The following is a 21,873-nucleotide window of genomic DNA, read 5'->3' as shown; positions in this document are numbered from 1 at the left end:
GGGCAGGGGCAGGGGCAGGGTTGCTGTTGTCCGAGTCGCTACCGCTGCTGCCGCCACCGCAGGCGCTCAGCAAGGCCGCCAAAGCCACCGCAGTCAGCGCTGTGGTTCCGATTCGTTTTCCGTTGTTCATCGCAAGTCCTTACAAGGTGGCGGGCTCGGGAATGAGCCTGCTTCAGACTGCTTAACGGAAAGACGGGTGGCCAAGCGCCAGGACTCGAAACCTCAATGCAAATTTTCTTCAGCGACAAGGCATCACAGCTGTTTCACGCCGGCGTGGCTGGGCCATCGAGCAGAGCAAGAAACTCCGCGTAGTACTGGGAGCCGCCCGCTCTTTGCAAACGCTGCCGGAAGGTGTGGAGCCGGGCGCTCATCTCGGGGTCCATGGCCTGTGCCTGAACAAGACGACGCCATGCCTGCGCCTGCCAAGCCAGCCCCGTGTCATCGGCTTGCTTCAAACAGTCTTGCCACGCGGCAATGGCCGCTTTGCGATCACCCCGGGCCCAGGCTAACTCCCCGGCACGCAGCGCAAGCACGGCGCCTTTTGCCGGGACTTTGGCGAAGCTCTGACTCAGCACCAGTCGGCCCTGTGCCAGCAAGGCCTCGGCCCGTTCTAGATCGTGCTCGTGGATGGCACTGGCACTGCAGGCCTGGATGATGCGCAAGCGCATCGTCGGCTGAGGCGCTTGCACGTCCTGGCCCCAGGGCTTGCAAGCCTGGCGCAGTTGCGGCCAGTCTTCGGCGCGCTGGGCCAATTCCAGTGTTGTGGCTGCGATGGTCAGCGAAAAGGCCTTTTGCTCCGTGTGCGCGGGCAGTTGCGCGATGCGTTGTGCTTCTTGCAGATGGCGCATGGCCTCGGCGCGGTGCTCGCCCGCAAACAGCAGCTGGGCCAGATTGGCCTCCCCTCGCGCCAATAGCAGCGCATCAGCCCCCATGCTTCGGCGGATGATGTCAATGCCGTGTTGCAACAGGTACTGGGCCTGCTCAGGGCGCAGCGTCATCGCGGCTAGGGCACCGGCCTGATCCTCGGAGGCGCCGGTTTTCCAGTCCTCCGTCCCCCACAAGCGCCGGTTGGCATTGACGCCAGCCATGGCGTCTTGAAAAGCTTCTTCCGTGCGGCCCAGGCTGAGGTGGGAGATCATCAGTTGCTCATACACGGTGCCCAGGGTGCTGGGGCCACTGACGGGCTCCAACAAGGCCGCAGCTTGACGCAGATGTGCAATTTCTTCATCACCTGCGGCGTGCAGCCGGGCGCCGAAGCCTCCCAGCGTCATGTGCGCCCGGGCCAGCTTGATCGGGTCACGCTCCTTGTGCGCTTGATAGATGGCCAGCGCCTGCTGCGCGGCTTCGTAGCCTTCCTTGTATTGCCCTTGCGCTTCCCAACCATCGCGCTGGCCCAGCAGTGCGTCTGCATATTCGACGCTTTTAGGGCCATTCGTCTGCAGCGCCATGCGTACGCGTTCAGCGGCAAGCTGCTTTGCGAGCGCATTAAGTCCGAGCTGCTGGGTCAGGGTGGACAAATCCGACAGCAGGCGGGCGCGGGTTTGGGGCTGGTCTTGCAGCGTGTCGAGCACGCGCTGGGCCCCGCGTTCAATCAGTTGCCGCACCGGCATTTCGCGTTCTCGAATATCTGGCTGTGGCGAATTGTTCGGATTGAAAAGGCCCACCACAAAGCCGTACATGGCATCCGAGCGAGCAGCCTCCTGCCGCGCGAGGCTGGCGGATCGCAAGGCCCAGGCCGTGGATCCCAGCAAGGCCAGCACGGCCAGTGCACTGGCTGCCACGCCGAACCGATGCCGCCGCACAAAGCGCCCCGCCACATAGCGCCAGGACGGTGCTCGGGCCAATACCGGCTTGCCATCCAAATGCCGGCGCAAATCGGTGGCCAAGGCTTCCGCGGTGGCGTAGCGCTGGCCGGCGTCTTTGGCCAAGGCCTTCAGCACAATCGTGTCCAGGTCACCGCGCAGGGCCTTGCGGCGTGCCGGGTCTTGCGCCTGTTGTGAGGGCGGTGGTGGGCGGAATTCCAGAATCGCCTGCTCTAGCGCATGGCGGTGCTGGGCGACGGCGCCGACATAAGGGCTTTGGCCACTGAGCAGGCGGTAAGCCAGCACGCCCAGCGCGTAAACGTCAGATGCCACACCCGGCGCTTCGCCGCGCACCTGCTCGGGCGAGGCGTATTCCGGCGTCATGGGGCGTTGGCCCAGCTGGGTCAGCGCGGTCTGCTCGAGCTCGTCGGGGGCTTCAAGCAAACGTGCAATGCCGAAGTCCAAGAGCTTGGCCTGACCATCGGTCTGTACCAGCACATTGGCAGGCTTGATGTCGCGATGCACCACCAACTGGCCATGCGCGTACTGAAGGGCATCGCAGATCTGCAATAGCAGGGTCAGGTCTTGCCTGACCGAGGATCGCTGGGTCTGGCACCAGCTCAGCAGTTCCTGGCCTTGCACATGCTCCATCGCCAGCCAGGGCAGGCCTTCAGGGGTGACGCCGGCATCGAACAAGCGTGCGATGCCAGGATGATTCAGTCGCGCCAGCACATCGCGCTCGCGCCTGAATCGTTCGGCCAGATGGGGCGTCGGGCTGTGCGGGAGTTTGAGCGCCACCTCGCGTTGGAACTCACCTTGCGCCGGACGCGCCAGCCAGACGCTGGCCATGCCACCGCGACCCAACTCACGGATCAATTGCCAAGGGCCCAGCACCTGATCGGGCCGCCAAGCATCAGGCCTTTGCGCGGGCGTGGTGCCACCCAGAGGCAAGCTGGCGGCTTGCGCCAGAAAGCCGGCGGCATCGGCCGCGGCGTCGGCGCGCATCAGCTGCTCCAAGGTGTCGCGCCAAACTTGTTTGTCCGTGGGCAAGTCATTCAGAAATGCGGCCCGCTCGGCCTCCGGCAGAGCTAAGAGCTCATTCAGCAAAGGCTCGATCTCGGCCCAGTGTTGCAGCATCGGTGCGTTCATGGGGTCAACAGGGTCCAGAGTAGGGCTCGTGCCTTTTGCCAATCGCGCTGCACGGTGCGGCGGGCCACGCCCAGCAATTCCGCGCATTCGGTTTCTTCCAGCCCGACGAAAAAGCGCAGCTCCACCAAGCGAGCCAAGGCGGGGTCGCTGCGCTCCAGATCGAGCAGTGCTTCGTGCACGGCGAGGTATTCCTCATCGCGGTGGGCCAGGGTCGGCAGCTCATCGAACTCAAGGTGGGTGGCCTGCCCGCCGCGTATGGCAGCTTGCCGGGCGCGCGCGTAGTCAACCACCAGCGAGCGCATGGCCGAAGCCGCATAGCCCATGAAGTGCTCGCGGCCCATGGCAACCCAATCGGCCCGGCGCGAGAGGCGAAACCAGCTCTCATGCACCAGGGCGGTGGTATCCAGCAGCGTCATGGGGCCGCTGCGCCGCAAACGCTGACGCGCCAGGGTTTTGAGATCCCGGTACAGCGCCTCCTCCAGCAAGGGGCTGGCCTGCAATTCTTCTCGAGTCAAAACAGATCCTATCCTGCATGAGTTCGTTGGGCGGAGCGCATCATGCCGTGAGACTGGGTCGCTCCTCAATGAACCCCAGGGTCGTGACGCCTACGCACAACGCGGGGCGTCAGAATTCACCTCAGCCGACAACGAGATTGAGGTTGGGCGGGCCAGCATCGCTTTGTCGTTCCGTCTGGAAAGCAGGATCCGAGTCGATCCGGCACAAAATCACAAAGCCACCTGGCGCAGACCTCCTACCCCCGCTTGGGGGGCTTTTTTGTTTTAGAGATCTCGACTTAAATCCGTCCCATGCGGGGCAGAGAATCGCAACCGGGCCGAAGCGACACAGCAGAGCCGGGTTTGTGAAAGGCACCCGGCCCAGGCTCATGCGAGCGCTAGGCCTCTGCCTCCCCCGCGCCATCTGCCAACTCGTTGACTCTGCGCACCCGCAGGCTCAGCGAGTTTTGTTTTGGGGCGGGCTGAAGCTGAGCTTGGCGCAATCGCGGAAAATCCCCCCATGCTCTCCCGCCATCAAGACCCCATCGCCGCCATTGCCACCGCACCCGGACGCGGAGCCGTGGGTATCGTGCGAGTCTCCTCCCCGCAAGACCTGACCCCCTTCGTGCAAGCTATCTGTGGCCGCGACTTGAAGCCGCGTGAGGCGACCTATCTGCCCTTCAAGGCCGCCAGCGGCGAAGCCATAGACCAAGGCCTGGCCCTGCTCTTCCCGGCGCCGCATTCCTATACCGGCGAGCATGTGTTGGAGTTGCAGGCTCACGGCGGCCCGGTGGTGCTGCAACTGCTGCTGGCGCGCTGCATGGAGTTGGGGGCAGCGCTGAATCTGCGCCTGCGCCTGGCCGAGCCTGGCGAATTCACCCAGCGTGCCTTTCTGAACGGCAAGCTGGACTTGGCCCAGGCCGAGGCGGTGAGTGATTTGATCGACGCGAGCACCGAAGCGGCGGCCCGCAGTGCCAGCCGTGCCCTGGCCGGTGCGCTGTCCAGCGAGGTGGGTGAATTGCGCGATGCCTTGATCAAGCTGCGCATGCTGGTCGAAGCGACGCTGGATTTCCCCGAGGAAGAGATCGACTTCTTGCAACAGGCCGACGCTCTGGGTCGCCTGGCTCGTCTGCAGGCGCGGCTGGAGGCGGTGCTGGACCGCACCCGTCAAGGTGCCTTGTTACGTGAAGGCATCAAGGTCGTACTGGCCGGTCAACCCAATGTGGGCAAGAGTTCGCTGCTCAATGCCCTGGCCGGGGCTGAGCTGGCCATCGTCACCGCCATCCCCGGCACCACCCGCGACAAGGTCAGCCAGACGATTCAGATCGAGGGCGTGCCCCTGCACATCAGCGACACGGCCGGTTTGCGCGAGGCCACCGACGAGGTCGAGCGCATCGGCGTGGCGCGCAGCTGGGACGCGATTGCCGATGCCGATGTCGTGCTGTTTCTGCACGACCTCACCCGCGTGGGCCAGGCCGACTACGAGGCCGAGGACGCCGAGATCCGCGCCCGCCTGAGCGACGTCGACCCGGCCCGCATCTTGCAAATCTTCAACAAGGCGGATGCTTCTCAGCAACTACCCGAGGGTCAGGTCTTGCCTGCCGACGCCCTCAAGCTCTCGGCCAAGACCGGTGCCGGCTTGCAGACCTTGCGCCAGGCTTTGCTGCAACATGCGGGCTGGCATGCCACGCCCGAGGGCCTGTTCATCGCTCGCGAGCGCCATGTCCAGGCCTTGAAGCGCACCCGCGAACACCTGGCCCTGGCGCTGGCCGTGGCCACCCAAGAGCCGCCGGCCCTGGACCTCTTGGCCGAGGAGTTGCGCCTCTCCCACGACGCCTTGGGCGAGATCACCGGCAGCTTCAGCGCCGATGATTTGCTGGGGGAAATCTTCAGCAAATTTTGCATTGGCAAATAGCCAACACGTCGGAGCCCGCCATGCGCTTGTTCATCGCCGCCAATTTTGTGATGGCCTGTTGCTGGCGAGTTGAGCGATTGCCACTCGAAGGCGAGACCCTGCTCAGCCAGGGCTTTGCGGCCGAGCCGGGTGGCAAGGGGCTGAATGTGGCGATCGGCGCGCGCCGCCTGGGCGCCAAGGTGGTCGCGCTGCTGGGCATAGGTCGCGATGCGGCAGGTGAGCGCTTGCTATCGCTGTTAGACCAAGAGGGCATTGCCGCCGACCATATTCATCGCTTGGCTGATAGCTCGGGCCATGGCTGCGGTCTGATCGATGCCCAGGGGCGCAACAGCATCGCCGTTTGCCTGGGTCCCAATCTGCTGCTGGAGCCCCAGCATGCCGATGCGGCGGCCGAGGAGATTGCCAGGGCCGATGCGGTCTACGGCCAGTTTGAAACCTCGCTCAGCGCTGTGCGGCGTGTGTTTGAGATCGCGGCCAGACACCAGCGTTTGACGTTTCTGAACCCCTCGCCCTACCGGCCCATTCCATCGGATTTGCTGGCCCTGACCCAGGTCTTGCTGGTCAACGAGGTGGAGGCTGCGGAGCTCTTGGCCTGGCAGCTGCCTAGCCAGGCCTGCCTGTCCGATTGCGCAAGCAGTTTGGACGCTGCCGCCCAGGCCTTGTGGCCGCGCTGGCCCGAGGGCCAGCTCTTGGTGGTGACCTTGGGCGCCCTGGGTTCGGTGGCCTTGCGGCGCGATCAGCCGCCGCTGGCGGTGCCAGGCTTCGCGGTGGCGGTGCAAGACAGCATGGGGGCGGGCGATGCCTTTGCCGCCGGCTTGATCACCCAGCTGCTGAGCGGCCAGGAGCTGGCGAGCAGCTTGCGCGTGGCCAATGCCTGTGGCGCCTTGATGTGTATGCAGACCGGGGTGCTGGATGCCCTGCCCAGGGACGCCGCTTTGCGCGAGTTCCTAGGGCTGTAGCTTGACCTTGTAAGCGTAGGCGTCGCCCCGGAAGGTGCCTTCCACATACTCCACCAACTGGCGGTGGCTGTTGTAGCTGTGACGCTTGATCAGCAGGCAGGGCGCCGGAGTCTGAAAGCCAAACACCTCGGCCTCCACCGTGCTGGACAGCACCGCCTCAATCGTCTGCTCGGCTTGGCTGAGCTGCACGCCGCAGCGGTCGGCCAGGAAGAGGTAGATGGAGCCATGGCCGTCCCAGTCGGCCAAGGCGGGCGCCAAGCTCATGTCATACCAGGCCACCTCGCGGGACATGGGCTGCTCATCGGCCAGGCGCAGGCGCACCAGTTTTAGAAAACTCGCTGCCGCCGGGCGGCCGAAGACCGAGGCGATGGTGCGGTCTTGCAGCACGCGGCGCTCCAGCACACGGGTGCTGGGCGTCATGCCCAGCTCATGCATTTCTTCGGTAAAGCCCTTGATGCGGCCCATCACCGGGCTGACCCTGGGGGTCTCGCGCACCATGGTGCCGCCACGGCCGGCGCTGCCCAGGGTCTGGGCCTCGCGCAAGGCGTCGTAACAGCGCTTGATGGTGTTGCGGCTGACTTGCAATTGCTCTGCCAGCACCCGTTCGGCCGGCAGGCTGCGGCCCGGCCCCAAAGCGCCGGAGCCGATCAAAGCCAGCAATTGCTGCTGCAGCTGCTGGTAATAGGGCTGGGAGCTTTTGGCGTCCAGCTTCAGCTGGGCGAACACATCGTCTGGGGTCATGGGGGGGGGCTTGTCGCTGGCTTGAAAAGAGTGGGGCCTGAGATGGGCGAATTGTAGAAGGCCGGGCGCAGCCAAATGAGTGCCAAAAGTCGCGACAAGCGCCTGGCATGGCGCCGGCTGCCCCCACATTCTTGGGGGTTGGGCTGGTGAGGCTTGGGTGTATCGTCCCGCTGCTTTGGATCCTTTTTGGATCTATTTTGGTTTGAAAACATGCCTGAAGGACGGATCTCATGCAGTTCAAGCTCAATCAATGGATGGTGGTTCTCGCGGCCGCCGGCTTCTTGCACCCAGCCCTGGCCCAGCCGCGCTACAGCCTTACCCCGCTTGGCGATCTTGGGGGTGGCTTTGTTCAGGCCCAGGGCATGAATGATGCGGGCCAGGTGGTCGGCATCGCCCGCCGTGCCTCGGGGGATTACCGGGCTTTTGTCTATTCAGCTGCCGCCGGCATGAGCGAGTTGCCCACCTTGGCAGGGCAAGAAAGCGGCGCCATAGGCATCGCCTCCAATGGGCTGATCACGGGCTATATGGGGCTGAACACCTTTGTGTATGAGGCCGGCGCTGTGCGTAGCATCGGGCCCGAAGGCTTGTCGCCCATCGCCATCAATGCTCAGGGCTCGGTGCTGGCCATGTATGGGTCAGCCATGCGTTTGTATGAGCGCAGTGGCAATTTCACCAACCTGCCCACTTTGGGGGGCAGCGGCAATTTCGCTGCGGCGGCTCTCAATGATCAGGGTGTGGTGGTGGGCCAGTCCAGGTTGCCGGGCGATTTGTACACCCGGGCCTTTGTCTACGAGCACGGCCAGATGCGCAACCTTGGCACCTTGGGTGGCAACCTCAGCGCGGCGACGGCCATCAACAATGCTGGCCTGATCGTGGGCACCTCCACCCAGGCCGATGGCAGCAACCGGGCCTTTGTCTATAACGATGGCCAGATGCGGGGCTTGGCCACCCTGGCCGGCGGAACCCAGGCCACGGCAGTCAGCAGCAACGGGGTGGTGGGCGGGTGGTCCAGTGCCGGTGCGGTGATTTGGACCAATGGCGGCAACACCGTCGCCCAACTCAATACCTTGGCGCCCGCGGCTTGGAACTTGAGCACGGTGGTGGGCATCACGGCCTCGGACCAGGTGCTGGTCAACGGCAGCTTCAATGGGCAGCAGCAGGCGCTCGTGATCGCCCTGCATCCCGATTGGCAAGGAGGCGATGGGCGCTGGGATGACGCCTCCCATTGGAACTACTCGGGTTTGGGTTCGCTCGGCCATGCGCCAGGGCAAACGCAGGACGTGGTGATCTATGGCGGGACCGAGAGCGCGACGATTTTGGGCGCTGCCGACGGTCGCGCCAACAGCCTCGTGCTCGGGGCGGCGGCAGGCCATCAGCTGCTGTTCCGCTTGAATGGCGGCAGCACTCGCAGCCTGGCAGGTACGACCTTGAATGCTGGCGCTGTGCTCAGCGGCAGTGGGCGTCTGGAGGGTGGGCTGACGGTGCAGTCAGGGGCGCTGGTGCAAGTGGGCGTTGGCGAGTCCATGAACTTGAGCGGCGGCGCGGTTGCGCACAACGGTGTGCTGCGCCTGCAGGGCAATGGTTTTGCGCAGGCCAGCTTCAGCAGTGCGGCGGCCTTCAGCAGCGGGGCCGGCAGCCAGATGCAGGTTCAGAACGGCAATCTGGATTTCTCCGGCGGGCTTAGCCAGGGTGGGCGGCTCAGCTTTAGCTATGGCAATAGCAATGTCTCGGGCGCGGTCCAAGTCCAGGCGGGCGGGCAGCTGCTGATGTCGGGCAATAGCAGCACGACCTTCAACGACAGCGTGGAGGTGCTGGCCGGCGCTGAGCTGCGGGTCAGCCAAGGCAGTTCCGCCACCTTCTTTGGGCAGGTCTTGCAGCGCAACGGGGCGGTGTTCAGCGGCACGGGGCAAAAATTCTATGAAGGCGGCTTGTCCATCGGCGGCTCACCGGGCTTGGGGCTTGATGAGGGCAGTGTCAGTCTGGGTGCGGGCAATCGATATCTGGCCGAGATCGGTGGGGCCAGCGCCTGCACCTTGGCCTGCACCGTGGATGAAAGCCTGCGCAATCAGAGCTTCGACAAATACATCGTGGGGGGCCATCTGAGCTTTGGAGGCACGCTCAAGCTGGTGTCCTGGCAGGGCTTCAGCGCGCACGCGGGGCAGAGCTTTGATCTCTTCGATTGGGGCAGCAGCAGCGGCAGCTTTTCCCTGCTGGACGCCAGTGAGTTTGCCCATGATGCGGGCACGGTGCTGGATTTCTCTCGCCTCTACAGCAGTGGGGAAATCTGGGTCTTGGCCGTGCCTGAGCCGGCCAGCTGGATGTTGATGATTGTGGGGATGCTGGGCCTGGTGGCCCGTTCGATGCGGCGGCGTTCGGACACCTGCTCCCCGGTTGTTATGCCGCCTCATCAGGAGCAGATCGCATGAAACTCCGAGCCATTTCTCTCTCATTGGCGGCATGGACCCTCGCCGTTTGCGCGACCGGCGCAGCCGCCCAAACCGTGGTCAATATCAATGGTGCGGGCAGCACCGGGGCGGGTGCGAATATCTTTGCCTACCCCGTGGCGCCGGGCAGTGTTGTCAGCCTTTTCAATCCTGTCTTGCTGGACATGGCGGCGGGTGACTATCAACTCAAGGACGCCTGGGGCCTGGCCGGTGCCTTGTACGACACCTGGAATTTCGAGCAGAGCGCGCCGGGCAGCTGGGCCAGCCATTTCGTCGCGGCCGAGGTGCTGGGGGGCGGCCAGTACAAGGTGCTGGTGGACGGCGTCTCGCTCTTGGACCCGACTTGCAAGAACCATTTCTGTGCCTGGGATACACAGGCCCAGGCCAGCGCGGCCTTTCTCGCGACGCCCGCCTTCAGCATGCATCTGGACCATGCGATGACGGTGGCCTTTGTCTCGGCCGACTATTACCTGCCGGACAACCTCGGCGGCATCTCCTTGTTGGTGACGGCCGTACCCGAGCCGGCCAGTTTCGGATTGCTCTTGCTGGGCTTGCTTGGCTTGAGTGCTCGCCGGCTGCAAAGCAAAAGGCCGGGCTAAGCAAGAACATCGCTGTCATCCGATGTGAGCGCAGGGAGCGCGCAGCAAAAAAAAGGAAATCGGGCCAGCCCTTTGCAGGGTTGGCCCGATGTTTGTTCGGGTAGTTCGGGGCTTTAGCGCCCGTGCGGCCACTGGGCTTTTTTGGTCGGCGCCTTGACGCCCTTGCCCTGGGCCACCCACATCTTGTAGGCGGTGGAGCTGAGTTCGCGCTTCATCAGCTGGATCAGTTCACCCTGACCGAGGGCGTGTTCCATCAGCACCTTGTTATAGGGCGGAACATCCTCCCAGGCGGTCGCGACGATGCGCTTGACTTGGTCGGGGGAGAGGCGGGGAATCTGTTTGGCCATGGCGCTATTGTCGGTGAATCCGGCCGCTTCAGTGCCCGTCAAAGTCCACCAGCGTGAACAAGGGCAGGCCAGCGGCGCGCAGCTTGGCCGAGCCACCCAGCTCGGGCAGGTCCACGATGGCCGCGCCCTCGATGATCTCGGCCCCCAGGCGTTGCAGCAGGCGAGCGCCGGCCAGCATGGTGCCGCCGGTGGCGATGAGGTCGTCGATCAGCACGATGCGGTCGCCGGCTTTGACGGCGTCGGTGTGGATTTCCACCGTGGCGCTGCCGTATTCCAGCTCATAGGTTTCTTCCATGGTGCTGAAGGGCAGCTTGCCTTTCTTGCGAATCGGCACAAAGCCGATGTTCAGCTCATAGGCCAGCACCGAGCCGATGATGAAGCCGCGCGCATCCAGGCCGGCGATGGCCGTGGGTTTTTGGTCGAAATAGCGGTGCACGAACTGGTCGATCAACACGCGGAACACGCGTGGATTGGACAGCAGGGGCGTGATGTCGCGGAACTGCACGCCAGGCAGCGGCCAATCGGGCACGGTGCGGATGTGGCGACGGATGTAGTCGGCGGCGTCAGGCATGGGAGGGTCTCGATCGGGAAAGCGGGGGAGGAGGGAATGGAAAGAGGAATGCCTGGCACCACCCGCCTGCCGACTAGCGACACTCAGACTTGCATGGCGATGCGGGCCCGGCCCGTCTGCTTGGCGCTGTAAAGCGCGGCATCGGCCTGTTCCACCAGGGATTGTGCCGCCAGATCGGCTTTTGCGACACAGGCAGCCACACCCACGCTGAAGCTCAGGGTGCGGTGCAGGGGCGAGGCGGCATGGTCGATGGCGGCCAGGCGCAGCTCGTCCAGGCAGCGCTGGGCCACGGCGCGGGCATGGTGCAGATCGCAGTCGGGCAGCAGCAGGACGAACTCCTCCCCGCCGTAGCGGCAGACGGTATCGGCCGGTCGGCTGGCGCAGCTGCGTAGCAGCTGGGCGACGCGACGCAAACAGTCGTCCCCGGCCACATGGCCGTAGTGATCGTTGTATTGCTTGAAATGGTCCACATCCACCATCACGCAGGCCAGGGGCAGACCCAGGCGAGCGCTGCGCAGCCAGGCTTGTTGCAGGCGCTCATCAAACAGGCGGCGATTGCCCACGCCGGTGAGGCCATCGGTGCTGGCCAGGCGCTGGTGTTCGAGAATCATGTCGGTCACCTCGGTACGCACGCCGACGATGCCGCCCGAGGGCATATGCCGCTCGTGGATGCGCAGCCAGCGGCCATCGTGCACCTGCTGCAGCAAGGGTTCGCGCGGGATGCGACGGGCTTGCAGGCGTTCGCGCAGCCAGGCCTCCTCACGGCCGCTGGCCTCGGGCACGCGGCCCTGGGCCAGCGAGGTGCGTACCAGGGATTCAAAGGTGGCGCCGCGTTTGAAGGCGCCGCGCATATGGGGATAGATCTCCAGCAATTGCTGGTTGTAGGCGATCAGACGGTCTTGCGCGTCAAAAATCTCCACGCTGGCGGGCAAGGCGTCCAAGGCTTCGTTGAGCATTTGCCGGATCTCAAGGACGCGGCGACGTGCCCGGCGCAGCTCCTGCGCCGTCAGCAGCACAAAGCCCAGGCTGCAGAGCCAGGCGGCCCAGCGCCAGCCCGGACTGGCTTGGGGCAGCAGCCAGGCAAGGGCTGGCAAGCCCAGGCTCAGCAGGGCCAGCAGGCCCAGGGCGGGCCAGACCAGGCGTTTGCCGCGTAGGGCGGTGATGGCTGCAAGAGCTTGTTTCATTGCCGCGCAGTCTAGTGCCTGCGCGACTTGCTGCCCCGTCCTCCCCCTTTGGTGGGCAAGGCGGGCGATACCGACTCAGCTGCCGCGGGTGATGGGCATCTGCACCGCGCTGCTGGGCAGCTTCATATGCCGGGCCAGTTCCAGCTTGGCCAGAGAATTGCGGTGCACCTCGTCCGGTCCGTCAGCCAGGCGCAGGGTGCGTTGGTGGGCCCACATCATGGCCAGCGGCGTGTCGTCGCAGACCCCCATGGCGCCATAGACCTGGATGGCCCAATCGATCACTTGCAGGGCCATATTCGGGGCCACGATCTTGATCATGGCGATCTCGGCCTTGGCCACCTTATTGCCCACCGTGTCCATCATGTAGGCGGCCTTGAGGGTCAGCAAGCGGGCTTGCTCAATCATGCAGCGGGCCTCGGCGATGCGCTCTTGGGTGACGGTTTGCTGCGCAATCGTCTTGCCAAAGGCGCTGCGTGCAATGGCGCGCCCGCACAGCAGCTCCAGGGCCCGCTCGGCCGCGCCGATGGAACGCATGCAGTGGTGGATGCGGCCCGGGCCAAGACGGCCCTGGGCGATCTCGAAGCCGCGGCCCTCGCCCAGCAAAATATGGCTGACAGGCACGCGCACATTCTTGAGTTGGATCTCCATATGGCCGTGGGGCGCGTCGTCGTAGCCGAAGACGCTCAGCGGCCGCTTGACCGTGATGCCCGGTGTGTTGGCCGGCACCAGCACCATGGACTGCTGCTCATGGCGTCCGGCCTCGGGGTTGGTCTTGCCCATCACCACATAGATGGCGCAGCGCGGGTCACCAGCGCCGGAGGACCACCACTTCGTGCCATTGATCAGATAGTCCTCACCATCGCGCTCGATGCGGCATTCGATATTGGTGGCATCGCTGGAGGCCACGGCCGGCTCGGTCATCAAAAAGGCGGAGCGGATCTCACCGCGCAAGAGCGGCTCCAGCCAGCGGGTCTTGTGGCTTTCATCGCCATAGCGTTCGATGGTCTCCATATTGCCGGTGTCGGGCGCCGAGCAATTGAAGACCTCGGCCGCCCAGGACACCCGGCCCATGATTTCGCACAGCGGCGCGTATTCCAGATTCGACAAGCCCTCGGGTGCGCGGCTGGACTTAGGCAGGAATAAATTCCACAGTCCGGCCTGACGGGCCAGGGGTTTGAGCTCTTCGATCAGCCGGGTCGGCACCCAGGCATTGCCGGCGCGGCGATTGGCCTCCACCTCCTCGAAGAAGCGCCGCTCGTTCGGGTAGATATGCGCGTCGAAAAATGCCAGCAAGCGCGCTTGCATCTCCTGCACCTTGGGGCTGTAGTCGAAGTTCATGCTGTGTCCTTGGCTTGCATCGGCGATGAGCCAGTGTGGCGCAAAGCGCCGCTGCCGCCTGTCACCCAGGCGGCAGGCCCGGCTGTACAGCGGGGCCCAATCGGCCCCAATTGGCCCGTGTCAAGACAGATGTAGCCTGGCTCTGTTACCGTGCGCCCTGCATTTGGATCAGGACTTACGCAAAGCTGTTGCAGCCAGCCCCAAGGCCGCGGCGGCGGTTTTGCGTAAATCCAATGGATTTGGGATTGGAGGCTCACAAGCATGAGCGAGAACAACAAGCGACTGGACAGCATCAGCCCACAGGACTTATTGGGGCTGCGCCGCGGCATTGAAAAAGAGAGTCTGCGGGTCTTGCCCAGCGGCATGCTGGCACTGAGCCCGCATCCGGCGCCCCTGGGCTCGGCCCTGACGCACCCCCACATCACCACCGATTTCAGCGAGTCCCAGGTCGAGCTGATCACCGGCGTGCATGCCGGCGTGGAAGACTGCTTGAATGAGCTCACCGAGGTGCACCAGGCCGTCTATCAAACCTTGCATGCCCTGGGCAAGAACCAGCCCGAGGAGCGCTTGTGGGTGGGCTCCATGCCTTGCGGCCTGCCCACCGACGAGACCATCCCCCTGGGCCGTTACGGCAAATCCAATGTGGGCCGCTCCAAGAGCGTCTATCGCATGGGTCTGGGCCAGCGCTACGGCCGCCGCATGCAGACCATCTCGGGCATTCACTACAACTGGTCGCTGCCCGGGGTGACGAGCGAGCAGTACTTTGGCCTGATCCGCAATTTCCGCCGCCACTCCTTTTTGCTGCTCTACCTCTTCGGCGCCTCGCCGGCCCTGTGTTCCAGCTTTGTGGCCGGTCGCCAGCATGAGTTGCAGCCGATTGGCGAGGGCTCGCTGCACATGCCTTACGGCACCTCGCTGCGCATGGGCCGCCTGGGTTATCAAAGCGATGCCCAGTCTTCGCTGGCGGTCAGCTACAACAGCCTGGAGAGTTATGCCGCCTCCTTGCAAGAGGCCTTGACCCGGCCTTATCCGGCCTACGAGGCCATCGGCGTGCGCAATCCCGGCGGCGACTACAACCAGCTCAGCACCAGCTTGCTGCAGATCGAGAACGAGTTCTACGGCACCATCCGCCCCAAGCGGGTGATTCGCTCGGGCGAGCGCCCCTTGCATGCCCTGCGAGAGCGTGGGGTGGAGTATGTGGAGGTGCGCTGCATGGACCTCGATCCCTTTGTGCCGGTGGGCATCGCGGCCCAGACCGTGCGCTTTCTCGATGTGTTCTTGCTGCACTGCCTGACCCAGCCCAGCCCGCCGGATACGCCCGAAGAAATCCGCGCCCTGGCCCACAACCAGCATCTGGTGGCCGCTCATGGCCGGGACCCGGCCTTGCGCCTGCAAAACGTGGGTGGCGTGGCGGGTACCCGTTCACTGGCCGAGTGGGGCGCCGAGTTGCTGGCGCAATGCGCGCCCATGGCCCAGGCCCTGGACGCGGCCCACGGCGGCGATGCCTATGCCCAGGCGCTGGAAGCGGCCCGTCACACGCTGGCACATCCTGAAACTACGCCTTCGGCGCGCATGCTGGCCATGATGCGCAAGGACTATCAAGACTCCTACGTGGCCTTTTTGCGCGAGCAGTCTGAGCAAACCCGCCAGCTTCTTCTGGACCTGCCTTACAGCGCCGAGCAGGCGGCACGCTTTGAGGCCCAGGCCCAGGCCTCGCTGCTGGAGCAGCAGCGCATCGAGGCGGCCGACACCCTGGACTTCGAGACCTATCGCCAGCAATACCTGGCGCCGGAGCGCATGGCTGTGTGAAGCCGGCTATTTGCCGATAAGTTCTAAGGCAGACGCAGCTCGGCCAGCTTCCAGCTCAGCAGGCCCTCGCGCCTGAGCACCAGGTGGATGGGTTCCTCATCCGCCCCGGGCTTGCGCACCGAGAAGACAAAGCGGTTGATGCCCTCGAAATGGCTGTTCCATTCCAGCGCTTGGGCCTCGGCCTCTTGCTCGCTCTTGGCTTGGGGCGAGGGCAGGCCCAGGGCGACCGAGCCGGGGCTCTGGCCCTGCATCAGCCGGCTCAGGCTTTGTGGGGTGATGAGGCTGTCCACCATGGGCCCCAGCAAGGCCCCGGCCACGGCCGCACCCCAGGCCGCGGCGCGAGTAGGCTGGCCTTGTTCATTCACGTCCTGATGGGCCAGGCGTGCCTGCACGCCGGTTTTCAGGCTGTCGCGCAGGCTGGGCCAGTCCACATGCTCGCTCAGGCCCTGCGCGTCCTGCGCCTGGGCGGCCTGGCGCATCTGGTACAGGGTCAGGTAGGGGCTGGCGAACAGGCCTAGCAAGAGCAAGAGGCCTATCAGGCCGACCAGCAGCGCCTTGTTGCGCGGCCTCATTTGCTGGCCAGGGCCAGCTTCAGGCCGAAGGACAGAAAGAGGGCGCCGATGGCGCGATTCAGCCAGGCCGTCAACCAGGGCTTGAGCCTCAGGCGCTGGCTGGCCAGGGCGGTGAAGACGGCCAGGAAGTTGCACCAGAGCATGCCGTTGAAATTGAAGATGGCGCCCAGCACGATAAAGGCCAGGGACTTGTGGGGCGCATCCGGTGCGATGAACTGGGGCACAAAGGCCAGAAAGAACAGGGCCACCTTGGGGTTGAGCACATTGGTCAAAAAGCCCTGAGCAAAAATCTTGCGATAGGACAAGGCCGTGTTGGGCTGAACATCGTCGGCACTGGCCGCTGCGTCCTTGCGCCGGCTCAGCAGCATTTGCAGGCCGATATAGACCAGATAGGCCGCGCCCACCCACTTGATCACCGTGAAGGCCCAGGCCGAGGTGGCCAGCAGGGCCGACAAGCCGAGTGCAGCCGCCAACACATGGACGCAGGTGCCGGCGCCGACCCCGAAGGCGGCGCTGGAGCCCGCCCGCCAACCTTGGCTGGCACTGCGCGTCATGATCAGGAGCGAATCCGGCCCCGGCGCGATATTGAGCAGCAGGCCGGAGATGATGAAAAGGGTCAGGTCTTGTGTGCCGAACATCTGCAGGGCTCCGAGTGTGGAGCCATCATAGGGGAGGGCATGGGCAGGTCCTCGCCTGCGGCCAGGCCCAAGCTATCGGCCAGGCTGCGGTGGCTGCTATCGCCTTGCCAGTCGTGCATCAGCGCTTGCACCGCCGTGGCCGAGACCGGCGGGGTGAACAGAAAACCCTGCACCTCATCGCAACACAGGGCTTGCAGGCATCGGCATTGGGCCTGGGACTCCACCCCTTCGGCCACCACCCGCAGATGCAGCTGGTGGGCCATGGCGATGATGGCGCGGACGATGCTGCGGTCGGGCTGTTGCCCGGGCAGATCGGCCACCAGGCTTTGGTCGATCTTGAGGCAGTCCAGGGGCAGGCGTTTGAGCATGGCGAAGTTGGCATAGCCGGTGCCGAAGTCGTCCAGAGCCAGGGGCACGCCCAGCTCGGCCAAGCGGGCCAGATTGCGCTCTTCTTCCTGTTGATGGCCCATCAGGCTGGACTCGGTGATCTCGATCTGCAAGGCGCCGGCCATCAGATCGGCCTGCGGCACGGCCTCTAGCAAGGCCGGCATGAAGCGATCCGAGGCCAGCTGCAGGGCCGAAACATTGACCGCGATGCGCCGTTGCCGCTGGCCTTCGGTCTGCCAGCGGCGCCATTGCTGGCCGGCCTCCTGCAGAACCCATTCGCCCAGCTCATTGATCAGGCCGTACTGCTCGGCCAGGCCGATGAACTGGACGGGTAGCACCAGGGTGCCGTCGCAACGCTCCCAGCGCAGCAAGGCCTCCATGGAAGAGACCTGGGCATTGCGCAAATCGATCTGGGGTTGATAGAGCAGACGCAACTCGTTTCGCCGCAGGGCCGCGCGTAAATCGTTTCTGAGCACATGGATCGTGGCGCCGCTCTTGCTACCAAGTTCTCTGCCAATTTTGCTGCTGGCGCTGGCCCCGGCCGCTTCGGGGGCGAGGGCGTCGTTGGCGGCCTCGGGGACAGGGCCCGGCGAAACTTGGGCGGGGGCATGGCTGGCGCTGCCCAAGTCTTCGGTCATGCTAAGGATTTGCAACTCACCTTCTTCAGACAAAGCCAGGCAGCCGCGCTCCCGGCATTGGCGCACGGCCCCGGTGGGCAAGCAAAGCCGGTACTCCAGCTCAAAGCTGGCGGGGGCGCTCAGGGCTTGGAACAGGGCTTGAACGCGGGCGCGGTCCTGCGGATGGATCAGGTCCAGCCAAGCCAGGCCGGCCTGGCTCATGCCGGGTAGGCTCAAGCCCCATTGCCAATGCAGGGCGGCATTGGCCCAGAGCAACTCCTGGCTGCCGTTGCGGCGCAAGGTGGCGACCTCGGCGTCGCGGGCGACCAGGGCCTTGAACAAGGGCAGGGAGCCACGCGAAAGAGGCTTGAGCGCCGGCTCTCGGCCACGGCTGCTGTCGGCCGGGCTGCTCGCCGCCGCCAGCAGGTCCAGAAGCTTCATCCAGGCGGGCGAGGCTTGGCTGTCGGGCAGGCCCGGCAGTCCTCGGCCCAGCGATAGATCGATGCCCTTGCTCATGACGAATCCCCTTGCAGGACCAGCGCCTGCCAGCGCTTGAAGCCTTGAAAATCAAGGGCCCAGCGCGTATGTCTCAAGCTTCGGCGCTGACCGGGCCGGCGCCAAGCCGACAGGTGTCGGAAACAGGTCCACCCGCCTGTTTCCCCCTGGGTCGCCAAGGGGGCGAGGACCCCGACATGAGTCAGGTCCCGAGCCCTGCGGCCCTGCGGTATCCTCAAAGCAAGAGTCGGGGAGATCCCCCGGCTCCTCCCAGGCGGCGGCCGTGAAACTCCAAAGAATTTGCGCCTTGCCGTCCCCCAGTTTTTTCTCAGACCATGCGAGCCACTATGTTGAAGAACGTGCTGATCGTCGAAGACCAGCAGCTGGTCCGGGCTGGGATGAAGACCATGCTGCATATCACGGCACCTCATTGCCGCATTGTGGAGGCCGGCTCCTACGAGGAAACGCTGGCCCGCTTGGCGGAAACGGAGTTCGATGTCGTGTTTCTGGACATCGATCTGAAATCCGAAAAGTCCGGCCTGGATCTGCTGGCCCATATCCGTGAGCTGGGCCTGTCGGTGCGGGTCATCATGCTGTCCGCGGTGGATGACCGTGACACCATCCTGAGCTGTATCGCGGCCGGGGCCTCGGGCTTCATCCCCAAGGGCAGCGGCGACGAAACCGTGTTTGACCGCGCCCTGACCACGGTGTTTGGTGATGGCGTCTTTTTGCCGGCTTCGGTCGTGGGTCATGGCAGCTATGCCCCCTCACCCGGCTATGCCAGCCATGCCCCGCGCACAGCCAGCGATATCGGGGTCTCGCCCCGCCTGTGCGAGGCGCTCTACTATCTTTGCCAGGGCTTGCCCAATAAGGTGATCGCCAACCATATGGGCATCAGCGAGGGCACCATCCGCAAGAACTATGTCTCGGAGCTGTTGCGCTTTTTCAAGGTGGCGCGGCGCACCGAGCTGATCATCGAGGTGGCCCGTCGCGGTATTCGCGTCCCGCCGCCACCGACTTCGGTGCCCCGGGCGGAGCCGGTCCCGGCGCGCGCCTTGTGAGCCGCAATCCCCGGGCCGTGGCGTAACGCCAACTTTCAGCGTCCCGACGGCCCCAAAAGCGGCCAGAAAAGGCTTGACGAAGTAGCCGCTCAAGCAACTAATTCGCACCATGGCGACGTTGACGAGTCGGCGTGGTGCTTTTCCCTGCGCTTTGGCTGCGGGAATGGTGCAGACTCTTTCCTCGGAAACGTGCTTTTGGCAAGTCGACCCCGGGGAGTAGGCATCCATGCCCACCTTGTTCTGGATTCAAACAGGCGCTTGTGGCGGTGATTCGCTGGCTTTGCTCAGTGCCGAATCACCCAGCCTAGAGCAGCTGCTGTCCCACCACGGTGTCGAGCTGCTGTGGCACCCCTCGCTGTCCCACGCCCCCACACGCCGTTTTGATGAATTGATCCAGGCCATCGCCGCGGGTGAGCAGCGTCTGGACATCCTCTGCGTGGAGGGCAGCATCATCACCGCCCCGCGCGGCACGGGCATGTTTGACCGCCACAAGGACCGCGCCAAGATGGACATCGTGCGCGAGCTGGCCCAGGCCGCCGAGGCCGTGGTCGCCATGGGCACCTGCGCGGCCTACGGCGGTGTGCATGCGGCCGAACCCAATCCCAGTGACTGCACAGGCTTGCAGTTTGAGCGTGCCGCGCCAGGCGGTTTGCTGGGCGCGGAGTGGCGTTCCAAGCGCGGCCTGCCGGTGATCAATGTGGCGGGCTGCCCCGCCCACCCGCACGCCATGAGCCAGACCCTGGCCTGGCTGGCCATGGGCTTGCCGATCGCCCTGGATGCGATCAACCGGCCCAAGGCCTTCTTCAGCGCCATGGTGCACCAGGGCTGCAACCGCAACGAGCACCACGAGTACGACATCGAGGATGTCCAGCCCGGCGGCGAGGGCTGCATGTTCTACAACCTGGGTTGCGAGGGCCCGATGACCCAGGCCGTTTGCAACGAGGATCTCTGGCAAGGCGTCAGCAGCAAGACCCGGGCCGGCGTGCCCTGTGTGGGCTGCACCGCCCCCACCTTTCCCAAGGAGGGAGCCTTGTTCGTGACCGAGAAAATCGGCGCCGTGCCAGTGCGCCTGCCGCTGGGCGTGGAACGACCTCGATACATGGCCTACAAGAACCTGGCGCGGGCGGCGGCGCCCCTGCGTTTGCGCGGCCTGGATCCCAACCGCAAGAACAAGACGCCCCAGAGCGGGGAGGAGTGAGCGGTGGCACGTATCGAACTGAATCTGGATTTGAACCGGGTCGAGGGCGACCTCGAAATTCGCCTGACGGTGGAGGACGGGGTGGTGGTGGAGGCCCGCACCGTGGGCACCATGTACCGTGGGCTGGAGCAGATCCTGATCGGCCGCGCCGCCCGCGATGCGCTGGTCATAACGCCACGGGTATGCGGCATCTGCAGCACCTCCCACCTCTACGCCGCCGTGCTGGCGCTGGAGCAGGCCTGGGGCTTGTATCCGCCGGCCAATGCGACCCGGGTGCGCAATCTCTGCCTGGGCGCCGAGGGCTTGCAGAGCGATCTACGCCATAGCTTTCTGTTCTTTGCGCCGGACTTCTGCGACCCCCGCTACGCCGAGCGCCCCGAGTACGCCCGCATCCTGGCCGAGTTCGAGCCCTTCAATGGCCGCATCTACCGCGAGACCCTGGCGGCTACCCGCCGCATCGTGCGCATCGTGGCGGAGTTTGGCGGGCAGTGGCCGCACTCCTCCTTCATGTTGCCCGGTGGGGTCAGCATGGGGCCCGATGTGCGGCGCCTGCTGGCCTGCCGGGCCGAGCTGGACGCGACGCGGCAGTGGTTGGAGCAGTCGATTCTGGGTGGGGATATGGAGGACTGGCTGGCCTTGCCCGATGCCGCCGCCCTGCACAGCTGGCTGGAGCAAGGCCCGGCCGCCGATGCCGCCCTGGCCTTGTTGAATCGCTTTGCCCGCGGCCTGCATCTGCATCAACGCGGCGCGGGCACGGGGCATATGCTGTCCTACGGCGTTTGCTATGAACCGGAGGCCATGGCCCGAGGCGAGCGCATCACCCGCATGGCGGGTGGCTTTTTCGACGGTGAAAGCGGCCAGATCCAGACCCTGGATCAGGGCTTGATCAAGGAGCATGTGCGCCACTCCTGGTATCTGCCCTATGCCGGCGGCCGCCATCCCTGGGAGGGCGAGACCGTGCCCGACTACCGGCCCGATAGCGACCGCTACAGCTGGGCCAAGGCGCCCCGCTACGGCGACAAGGTGGTGCAGACCGGACCCCTGGCCGAGTTGCTGCTGGGCGGCGACGCCTTGATGCAAAGCCTGTACCGAGAGGAAGGCGGCAGCGCCTGGCTGCGCCAGCTGGCGCGGCTGCGTCGCGTGGCCTATGGCTTGCAGCATGCGCGCACCATGCTGGACGAGATGGCCTTGCACCTGGGTGAGCCCCATTTCGAGGCCCCGCCCACCTCGCCGGCCGCGGCCGACCCGGACGGCGACGGCTACGGCCTGGTGATGGCCGCCCGGGGTGCCCTGGGCCACTGGGTCAAGCTGCGCGAGGGCGTGATCGAGAAGTATCAAATCGTCACCCCCACGGCCTGGAACGCCTCGCCGCGCGACAGCGAAGGCCAGCCCGGCCATTGGGAGCAAAGCCTGGTGGGCTTGAAGGTGGGTGACGCGGAAGACACTCGCGAGATTGGTCACATCATCCGTTCGCACGACCCCTGCCTGGTCTGCACCGTGCATATGATGGGTACCGATCAGCGCCTGCGTTATTCGCCGTTTTGAAAGCCAGC

At 65.0% G+C, this 21,873-nt stretch carries 19 protein-coding genes; 9 read left to right on the top strand and 10 right to left on the bottom strand.

Going from position 1 to position 21,873, the window contains the following annotated elements:
* Positions 1 to 185: hypothetical protein (locus DBR47_RS24965; protein ID WP_231512226.1), on the top strand; the 185-nt coding region annotated here is incomplete at its 5' end.
* Positions 186 to 263: 78 nt separating this feature from the next.
* Here DBR47_RS24965 and DBR47_RS09785 read toward each other — a convergent pair.
* The gene (locus DBR47_RS09785; RefSeq protein WP_197046971.1) at positions 264 to 2,951 is read right to left on the bottom strand and encodes a serine/threonine-protein kinase; all 2,688 of its coding nucleotides are present in this window, start codon (positions 2,949 to 2,951) and stop codon (positions 264 to 266) included.
* Positions 2,948 to 3,466 (bottom strand): ECF-type sigma factor, encoded by a 519-nt coding sequence (locus DBR47_RS09780; RefSeq protein WP_197046970.1) that lies wholly within the window; start codon positions 3,464 to 3,466, stop codon positions 2,948 to 2,950. Before DBR47_RS09780 ends, DBR47_RS09785 begins: the two co-directional genes overlap by 4 nt.
* Before the next feature lie 499 nt (positions 3,467 to 3,965).
* Between DBR47_RS09780 and mnmE the strand changes: the two genes are divergently transcribed.
* Positions 3,966 to 5,360: a tRNA uridine-5-carboxymethylaminomethyl(34) synthesis GTPase MnmE gene (gene mnmE / locus DBR47_RS09775; RefSeq protein ID WP_124449411.1), complete on the top strand. Its 1,395-nt coding sequence runs from the start codon at positions 3,966 to 3,968 to the stop codon at positions 5,358 to 5,360.
* A 20-nt stretch (positions 5,361 to 5,380) separates the two neighbouring features.
* Positions 5,381 to 6,319 carry a ribokinase gene (locus DBR47_RS09770; protein WP_124449409.1) on the top strand — a complete coding sequence of 313 codons (939 nt, stop codon included), beginning with the start codon at positions 5,381 to 5,383 and terminating at the stop codon, positions 6,317 to 6,319.
* Here the strand turns inward: DBR47_RS09770 and DBR47_RS09765 are convergent.
* Positions 6,308 to 7,060, bottom strand: a complete 753-nt coding sequence (locus tag DBR47_RS09765; protein ID WP_124449407.1) for a GntR family transcriptional regulator — start codon at positions 7,058 to 7,060, stop codon at positions 6,308 to 6,310. The two genes, DBR47_RS09770 and DBR47_RS09765, sit on opposite strands and share 12 nt — an antisense overlap.
* A 230-nt stretch (positions 7,061 to 7,290) precedes the next feature.
* Here DBR47_RS09765 and DBR47_RS09760 point away from each other — a divergent pair, with 230 nt between their 5' ends.
* Positions 7,291 to 9,486: an HAF repeat-containing PEP-CTERM protein gene (locus DBR47_RS09760; RefSeq protein ID WP_124449405.1), complete on the top strand. Its 2,196-nt coding sequence runs from the start codon at positions 7,291 to 7,293 to the stop codon at positions 9,484 to 9,486.
* Positions 9,483 to 10,103 carry a PEP-CTERM sorting domain-containing protein gene (locus DBR47_RS09755; protein ID WP_124449404.1) on the top strand — a complete coding sequence of 207 codons (621 nt, stop codon included), beginning with the start codon at positions 9,483 to 9,485 and terminating at the stop codon, positions 10,101 to 10,103. The genes DBR47_RS09760 and DBR47_RS09755 overlap by 4 nt, the downstream gene beginning before the upstream one ends.
* Before the next feature lie 113 nt (positions 10,104 to 10,216).
* Here the strand turns inward: DBR47_RS09755 and DBR47_RS09750 are convergent, their stop codons facing one another.
* The 4 genes from DBR47_RS09750 to DBR47_RS09735 form a co-directional block, all read right to left on the bottom strand.
* The gene (locus tag DBR47_RS09750; protein ID WP_124449402.1) at positions 10,217 to 10,450 is read right to left on the bottom strand and encodes a DUF2805 domain-containing protein; all 234 of its coding nucleotides are present in this window, start codon (positions 10,448 to 10,450) and stop codon (positions 10,217 to 10,219) included.
* A 28-nt stretch (positions 10,451 to 10,478) separates the two neighbouring features.
* The gene (locus DBR47_RS09745) at positions 10,479 to 11,021 is read right to left on the bottom strand and encodes an adenine phosphoribosyltransferase (protein WP_124449400.1); all 543 of its coding nucleotides are present in this window, start codon (positions 11,019 to 11,021) and stop codon (positions 10,479 to 10,481) included.
* 83 nt (positions 11,022 to 11,104) lie between these two features.
* On the bottom strand, positions 11,105 to 12,205 hold the full coding sequence (locus tag DBR47_RS09740) for a GGDEF domain-containing protein (RefSeq protein WP_124449398.1): 1,101 nt from the start codon (positions 12,203 to 12,205) through the stop codon (positions 11,105 to 11,107).
* 75 nt (positions 12,206 to 12,280) lie between these two features.
* Positions 12,281 to 13,543 (bottom strand): acyl-CoA dehydrogenase family protein, encoded by a 1,263-nt coding sequence (locus DBR47_RS09735; protein WP_124449396.1) that lies wholly within the window; start codon positions 13,541 to 13,543, stop codon positions 12,281 to 12,283.
* A 261-nt stretch (positions 13,544 to 13,804) separates the two neighbouring features.
* Here DBR47_RS09735 and gshA point away from each other — a divergent pair, with 261 nt between their 5' ends.
* The gene (gshA, locus tag DBR47_RS09730; protein ID WP_124449394.1) at positions 13,805 to 15,352 is read left to right on the top strand and encodes a glutamate--cysteine ligase; all 1,548 of its coding nucleotides are present in this window, start codon (positions 13,805 to 13,807) and stop codon (positions 15,350 to 15,352) included.
* A gap of 23 nt (positions 15,353 to 15,375) precedes the next feature.
* Here the strand turns inward: gshA and DBR47_RS09725 are convergent, their stop codons facing one another.
* Genes DBR47_RS09725 through DBR47_RS09715 form a run of 3 tightly spaced genes read right to left on the bottom strand, consistent with a single transcriptional unit; the run spans position 15,376 to position 18,082 of the window.
* Positions 15,376 to 15,924, bottom strand: coding sequence for a DUF2939 domain-containing protein (locus DBR47_RS09725; RefSeq protein ID WP_124449392.1), 549 nt, complete (start codon positions 15,922 to 15,924; stop codon positions 15,376 to 15,378).
* On the bottom strand, positions 15,921 to 16,562 hold the full coding sequence (locus DBR47_RS09720; protein ID WP_124449390.1) for a LysE family translocator: 642 nt from the start codon (positions 16,560 to 16,562) through the stop codon (positions 15,921 to 15,923). The genes DBR47_RS09725 and DBR47_RS09720 overlap by 4 nt, the downstream gene beginning before the upstream one ends.
* A complete protein-coding gene (locus DBR47_RS09715) occupies positions 16,541 to 18,082 on the bottom strand; it encodes an EAL domain-containing protein (RefSeq protein WP_124449388.1) in 1,542 nt (513 codons plus the stop codon). The genes DBR47_RS09720 and DBR47_RS09715 overlap by 22 nt, the downstream gene beginning before the upstream one ends.
* Positions 18,083 to 18,396: 314 nt before the next feature.
* On the opposite strand from DBR47_RS09715, the gene DBR47_RS09710 reads away from it, so the two are divergent.
* The 3 genes from DBR47_RS09710 (at position 18,397) to DBR47_RS09700 (ending at position 21,865) form a co-directional block, all read left to right on the top strand.
* Complete coding sequence (locus DBR47_RS09710) at positions 18,397 to 19,122, top strand: response regulator transcription factor (RefSeq protein ID WP_124449386.1); 726 nt, start codon at positions 18,397 to 18,399, stop codon at positions 19,120 to 19,122.
* Positions 19,123 to 19,348: 226 nt separating this feature from the next.
* A complete protein-coding gene (locus DBR47_RS09705; protein ID WP_124449384.1) occupies positions 19,349 to 20,320 on the top strand; it encodes an NADH:ubiquinone oxidoreductase in 972 nt (323 codons plus the stop codon).
* A gap of 3 nt (positions 20,321 to 20,323) precedes the next feature.
* Complete coding sequence (locus DBR47_RS09700) at positions 20,324 to 21,865, top strand: nickel-dependent hydrogenase large subunit (RefSeq protein ID WP_124449382.1); 1,542 nt, start codon at positions 20,324 to 20,326, stop codon at positions 21,863 to 21,865.
* Positions 21,866 to 21,873 lie beyond the last annotated feature (8 nt).

Source organism: Paucibacter sp. KBW04, assembly GCF_003852425.1.
Taxonomy (GTDB): Bacteria; Pseudomonadota; Gammaproteobacteria; order Burkholderiales; family Burkholderiaceae_C; genus Paucibacter_A.
Note: the sequence above shows the minus strand (reverse complement) of the source record. Positions and strands in the feature narration are given on the sequence as shown.